This window comes from Vibrio sp. 10N.261.51.A3 (assembly GCF_041471965.1).
Lineage (GTDB): Bacteria > Pseudomonadota > Gammaproteobacteria > Enterobacterales > Vibrionaceae > Vibrio > Vibrio crassostreae_C.
Genome location: NZ_JBFRPK010000035.1, coordinates 49,529 through 55,564, shown reverse-complemented (window position 1 = coordinate 55,564; position 6,036 = coordinate 49,529). Strand labels below are relative to the sequence as shown.

Annotated in this window: 8 protein-coding genes and 2 pseudogenes; 1 reads left to right on the top strand and 9 read right to left on the bottom strand. The window is 44.1% G+C overall.

The genetic code is table 11. The features are described from left to right. Positions 1–97: 97 nt before the first annotated feature. A pseudogene (locus tag AB4371_RS10460) lies at positions 98–355 on the bottom strand (IMP dehydrogenase); the annotation flags it as partial. A gap of 288 nt (positions 356–643) precedes the next feature. Between AB4371_RS10460 and AB4371_RS10455 the strand changes: the two are divergent. Then, positions 644–1,579 carry an HNH endonuclease gene (locus AB4371_RS10455; protein ID WP_372149644.1) on the top strand — a complete coding sequence of 312 codons (936 nt, stop codon included), beginning with the start codon at positions 644–646 and terminating at the stop codon, positions 1,577–1,579. A gap of 99 nt (positions 1,580–1,678) precedes the next feature. Here the strand turns inward: AB4371_RS10455 and AB4371_RS10450 are convergent, their stop codons facing one another. The 8 genes and pseudogenes from AB4371_RS10450 to AB4371_RS10415 all read right to left on the bottom strand — a co-directional run bounded on the left by AB4371_RS10450 (position 1,679) and on the right by AB4371_RS10415 (position 6,025). Further along, the gene (locus AB4371_RS10450) at positions 1,679–1,876 is read right to left on the bottom strand and encodes a hypothetical protein (RefSeq protein ID WP_372149641.1); all 198 of its coding nucleotides are present in this window, start codon (positions 1,874–1,876) and stop codon (positions 1,679–1,681) included. A gap of 2 nt (positions 1,877–1,878) precedes the next feature. Further along, complete coding sequence (locus tag AB4371_RS10445; RefSeq protein ID WP_372149639.1) at positions 1,879–2,574, bottom strand: hypothetical protein; 696 nt, start codon at positions 2,572–2,574, stop codon at positions 1,879–1,881. After that, entirely contained in the window at positions 2,565–3,254 is a 690-nt protein-coding gene (locus AB4371_RS10440; protein ID WP_372149636.1) for a hypothetical protein, read from the bottom strand. The genes AB4371_RS10445 and AB4371_RS10440 overlap by 10 nt, the downstream gene beginning before the upstream one ends. Positions 3,255–3,274: 20 nt before the next feature. Continuing rightward, positions 3,275–3,811: an adenine glycosylase gene (locus tag AB4371_RS10435; protein WP_372149632.1), complete on the bottom strand. Its 537-nt coding sequence runs from the start codon at positions 3,809–3,811 to the stop codon at positions 3,275–3,277. Further along, complete coding sequence (locus tag AB4371_RS10430) at positions 3,811–4,110, bottom strand: hypothetical protein (RefSeq protein ID WP_372149628.1); 300 nt, start codon at positions 4,108–4,110, stop codon at positions 3,811–3,813. The genes AB4371_RS10435 and AB4371_RS10430 overlap by 1 nt, the downstream gene beginning before the upstream one ends. Further along, positions 4,107–4,934, bottom strand: a complete 828-nt coding sequence (locus AB4371_RS10425) for a hypothetical protein (protein ID WP_372149625.1) — start codon at positions 4,932–4,934, stop codon at positions 4,107–4,109. Before AB4371_RS10425 ends, AB4371_RS10430 begins: the two co-directional genes overlap by 4 nt. A 126-nt stretch (positions 4,935–5,060) precedes the next feature. Continuing rightward, positions 5,061–5,520 (bottom strand): annotated as a pseudogene (locus tag AB4371_RS10420) (phage tail protein); the annotation flags it as partial. 4 nt (positions 5,521–5,524) lie between these two features. Continuing rightward, a complete protein-coding gene (locus tag AB4371_RS10415; protein WP_372149649.1) occupies positions 5,525–6,025 on the bottom strand; it encodes a hypothetical protein in 501 nt (166 codons plus the stop codon). Positions 6,026–6,036: the final 11 nt, after the last annotated feature.

The window sequence follows — 6,036 nt, the reverse complement described above, 5'->3', positions numbered from 1 at the left end:
TACCTTGAAAAACACCGGTATGGTTGTTTTTATTTCAGCGTATGGTTTCGTAAAATCAACGTATGGTTTTTTTTACATTTTCCGAATAATCGTCAGATTACTCTTTACCGAATACGTTGTTCTCTTGCTCTTGTACACGGATGAAAGTCGTACGCTTAGTTAGCTCTTTAAGCTTTGCTGCACCTACGTATGTACAAGTTGAACGTACACCACCAAGGATGTCAGAAATTGTGTTGTGAACAGAGCCACGGAACGGAAGTAAAACAGTTTTACCTTCAGCAGCACGGTACTTAGCAACACCACCTGAGTGCTTGTCCATAGCCGACTGTGACGACATTCCATAGAACTTAATAAAAACAGGCAATGCCATAACAAAATCAGTAACTTATACAAAAATACATGTATATAAAAACAGTGGTTAGTAGCGATTTATACCCATAAATAACGCTGCTTTACAATGAGTGCCGCCATTTTTGCCGCCACTTTATTTTCGGGAGAGCTCAAAGTTTTTATACAAGTCAGTTTTAAAGTATGAAACCTAACACATTTAGTTTACCCCTTTGTCCTTTCTATCACTCATCATGCTAACATTTTAAAAACTAATGGATGCATATCTATATGCCCAAATAAAATAAGGAAGACAATGTTAGTAGCAATAGAAAAATCATTTGAGGTGCAGAAAGTACAAGACAGTTTTCTAAAGCGAATCAAAGAAGAATTACATCAAACGGGTCATTTTACTATAGGCTACCCTAGTGGCAACCAACAGTTAGATCTGCACTTCAATAATAGTTTATGGTTCGCTCATCGACTTATAGAAGAAAAAGGCAAAATCACACGCCACTGGAACATCTTTGGTCATTCGGCAGACCTATCTCCTAAAAAATCAAACAGCATCATCGCCCAGTTAAACTTCCCGCTTGAGGGAAGAACTAAACAGGTTCAAGGCGTTGTCGCAAAAGATAACAACGGTCAGGTTTTCTTACTTCATCGCGGAAAACCAGGCGGTGGAGGTAGAGGCCTTACAAGAGACGCTTTTCTAGCTTGGACATCACGTGAATTATTAGAAGTAAGATTCGACGACGGTCACATTGATGAAGCCCTGTTAATCTGCAAACTCGATTCACCTTCACTTGCCAATGATCTGCTTAGCTTCATAGACGAGTTCGATTCACTTAAGAGATTCCTCAAAAGTGGACAAGAAGACCCTTCAAATTTCTTAACTCTAGCCCAACTGAGAAAGCGAGCGCGCTCAAAAGCAAAGAACACAAAAACAAATAAAACTACTACACAAACAGTAGAAGTAAGGGACCGATGCGAATTCGTTAAGCAAATAGCATTAGAACATGCTAGCGGAATTTGTCAGCTATGTGATCACCCTGGCCCTTTCAAAAAACCTGATGGGAACCCGTTTTTAGAGGTACACCATATTAAATGGCTATCTAAAAACGGTCCAGATACTGAAGAGAATGTCATTGGACTTTGCCCTAACTGTCATAAGAAAATGCATATCCTTGACGAACACTCAGATGTTGAAAAGTTAGCTAAAATAGCTAAAATTTTTTCAACTAACAGCTAAAATAAACGTCGAGCCTGCGCTCGGCGTTTTTCTTTAATAAGGGCGATGTACTCGGTATAGTATATTCTCTTGTTTTGAGCCCATTACCACTGGTTTTATTCACATCACTTTGTATTCCCCTGCAGAGCTGCCACCTGTCACTTCCACTTTAGCGTTCTGCTTAATCTCATCAACTACAGCATTCGCGATAGCTTCGGCCATCATGCCCGCCATTGCGAATTCGCCATCGAGCACAAAGCCCTGGGCTTTCAGTTCTGTTTCTATCTTTTGCTTTAATGATGCTTTGCTTATTGCCATTGTTACTTACCTACATACACGGTTTTGGAAACGTCCACATGAGGCTTACCCATAAACGGGCAGATGCTCGCGCCAGTGCACACCCCTTTTCCGCCATTGAACTTGATGGTGTCGGCGTCTTCGGTGATGTTTTTAGCTTTGATGGTTCTAGCGCCTTTGACGGTTTCGGTGTGATTACCATCAATTTCAGCGATTCGATTTTCTAGCACTTTGATTTGTTGAGTAAGGCATTCAAGCTTGTCGGCTTGGTCTGTCTTACGTTCGAAGTTGCCTTTCTGGTCGACTAACTGATAAACACCTTTGCGCTGTTGGTATCGGCTTTCCCCTTCTTTAATACCTGGTAACTTGAACCCCAGTGGTAGCACGCAACGAATAAAGGGCTTGTCTGGTTGACCGAACATGAAACCGAGTTCAACAATACTGCCGATAGCCGGTGGCTCTAAACGGCCAGCATGGTCGCCTAGACCAGGAACGGGAAGCGGCACCGCCTGCAGTGGTGATTTATCTTCATACTCCATGCCTTTTTCATCTAGCAGCTGAACATCTACCGCGTAGTGAGGATAGAAGCGATCAGATAAATCCCCCTCTTTAGGTAGCTCTGGGAGCGCTACGACCTTTCCCCAACGGGGTAAGTGCCATCGCCCTGTGAATTCAGGGAACAACCTAAAGATGATGCGCTTGATGGTATTCACATCCATGTTAGCTTTGCCTCCGTTCCTTCGAGCTCTACACCGACTAAGCGAAGTCCATTCACGACAGCACCTGGCTTCAACTTTGGAATAGCCGGTATCTTTACCGACTTGTTGGCCGTGTGGTTCGTCATAAGTGCACTTGGTATGGTTACGGGTTTATCTGCCCAGAATGAATCATTCCAACTGCCTACGTAAATTTGCCCATTCCCTTGTTGCTGCCAGAACAATCCATCAATGCTGAACGCTTGGGCTAATTCGTCTATGACTCGATAGCCGTTGCCATCGCTATAAAAACAAGGAATAGCAGTTTTACTGTAGGCTTTCTCTGGCACCACAAATTGAAGGCCCGTTTTATTGGTCACTTCGCTAAGCAACTGCATCAGTGTTGGGTGACGCATGATGATGTTAAGTGGCTTGTAAAGTATCGCCGCTAATTCGCGGCAGAATACTTTCGACCAACCTTTTTCGGTTGGTTGAACTCGTTCGATGTAACCAAGAAAGACTCGCGTAATATCATCGCCCCAGCCTAAATCCACAGCTATGATAGTATCTGGCTCAGGACTGCCTTCAACGGATAGTTCACAGCGACCTGGTGTGTTTTCACTAAAGACTATGCGATGGCTTTTCACCTTGGCTTTGTCTTTACCAAGGTAAGCGCGGCAAAGAAACTTGTTGTTTGTTGTCATACGTCACCGCCTTTTTACGGTTAGGCCAAAGCATTATCAACCGCTTTGAGCACCTTCATAACACCCGTTAGTTCCACTTCTGTACCTGGCGGCACATTGTCACTTTGTCCGGCTTCTACCGGAGTATTCACACCTTGCACTTTTTGCTGGGCGGCGGGTTTGTCCGGTTGGCGTTGTTCGACTCTCTCTGGTACCGAAAGATGCTCGACCAATTCAAATGAAACGCTCCATTGCCTGTGAGAGTCTTGTTCATCGGCACGGACTGCACCTTGGAATTTCACCTGGCGAATTTTCAAGGCTTCTGCTGTTTTGTTACTAATACGGTAGATATGGCGAGAGCCATTTTCTAACGCTTCGGCCAAGCTAAACAAATTGGTGAGAAGTTGGTCCTTACTGAACGGGATCACACCTTTTATGGTTAGAATTTTCCCCTTAGTACCTGTTTCGGCTTGGTCGGTAGCCGAAGTTTGGCCGGACATATCTTGTCCGGCTAACTGTTGGCGAACGCTTATTCGTAAGTTCTTTAATGGGAGTTGGGAGCCATCGAGTGTTAACATTAGGATTGCCCAACTAGTTCAGGTAGAGGAATTCGCTCTTTTATCTCAGCTACTTTATCTAGCCACTTTTGCTTATATTGTTCTGCGTCTGGGTTGCCCGTCTCTAGCTCATATTGCCATTCTGCTCTTAAAGGGTCTGACTCATTAGAATATACTTTTTGACGTTCTTTAACTGCCTGATTGTATTTGGTTTCATGCAAGCACTTTGTAATAATCGATTCACTTACACCATTTTTTCGCGCTGTCTCTATATCCGAATAACGGCTCTCAACGCCATTTTGATTCATTACTTTTATCATGCGTCAATATCCACGTCAGTTAATACATCGTTATAGCCAGTGCCACCAATATTTAAAAAGTCACGCCACGTTTTACCTGCAGGCCAATGTGTTGTTGCATAACTCTTACAAAACCGGACTGTGCTGTAATATCTGCCCAGCTGCGGCATGATGTTAGCAGGGTCTGTCGATTGAAAAGTTCCACTTAAAGTGAGGGTAAGGTGACCACCGCCAGATGTCAGCTCTCCATCCCACGTATAAGTACCACCAAGAATCAATGTCTGCTCTGAATTGAGTGAGCCTGTATTGTTTTTGAACCCACACAACCTAGCGCCCTCTAAGAGGTTCATATTGACTCGATAAGTCGCGAGAAACAAAATTCCAGCGGAAATCCAAGCACCTGGCGTTGAAAGATTAATCGTTGCACCCTCTGTGCTATGACACGATAGAATCACCCAACGACGATGCACATTAGGCAGGTTTACCGATTCATTGTAAACAGCTTCTGCCGTGAGCCTTACTTCTAAATTGATGCCAGTGCCATGGTACGCGATTGCACGGGTAATAGTTTGAAACGGATTCGCAGCCGTACCATCACCGAGGACATCATCCCCATTTGGATCAGCAAATACCACCTTGAAAGTTTCATTTCTTACGGCGTTAGGTATCGCAGCATTAACATCCGCGATTGCTTGGTCAGTACGTTGCTCAGCCTCAACAACCTTTTGGTCAATATCAGCCATCTTCCCAGAAACTTCTTCAGCCAATTCTCGACTTTCTTGCGTTTGAGCCATCGACTGGTCTATAGCTTCCTGCAATAGCTGCTCAATAGTTTGATTAACCATTTAGTTTCTCCAATGCATTCAATCGTTCAGTGATTTGAATGTTCTTGTGATAAAGCTCGATAATGTGTTTTTGAGAAGCAAAGTGATTTGCTGCTAAAGACACCACTATCGTGTCAAAGTAATTAATTTTGTCCGAATAATTGAATTGCCATGTTTCGGCTGGCACGGTGATATTTGTGATAGCTTGTGCGCCCGAGAACTTGAGCAAGAAGTTACGCGTTAAGTTGTTCCCTTCTTCACCAGTCAATTCGTTATTTTTGCGTTTAGACTGCACCACCATGTGGTTAGCCGACACCAACACACCTTCTTCACTGACCAACCCAAGCCAATTGAAATCAAAGTTTCCCACTGTGTTATCCAAAATGAGTGAGTAAACCACTTCATTCGAATTCACATACGCGCTACGAGTTGGTGCCATTCTCAGTCGAATTTGATTGCTCGGTGGCAACGACTGATTTCTTTCTGGCGGAACTGAAGGATCAACGCCTGGCACGTAAGCCAAAACAAACTCTGCAATTTCTAGTGGCTCTTCCGCTTGTTGCTTTTGTGCAATAAGCTGTTCGCCCGCGATAGTAATGACTGCCATATTCTTATCCTATTGAAGCTGAGTAGGTTTCATGGGTATGACTGAACTCAGCGACCGAAACATGAAAATTAGCGGTAGTGGTCACATCAAAGCTGTATCGTCGGCATGTTCGCCCATATTGCCTTACAATGGCATCCATCAAACCAGGTACATCGTTAATGTCCCCATCATTCACTTTGACGCTCACGATATCCCAAGGGTAATAGTTCAGCCGTTCGTCAATTTTGATATGTGGGTAACCTAGTTTGGCAAACATATCTTCCCAACCCACTTCTGAGCCGCCACCTGCCGCAAAGGGGTAAGCAAAGTTCACCCGTATGCGATAAATTTCTTCTGGCTCCTCAGGTAGTCGCTCGATGTCTCGTTGCCAAGCAATCAAGTCCACAAACTCAATGGGGGCCACCATCGGGTCTAATTGCTGCAGCGGCCACTCCAACACGGCTTTGATTGCATCCCAATATCCAAGAAGGGCGTTAGCTAATTTGAGGATTTCCCCTTTGCCCATCCAGTGCTTTA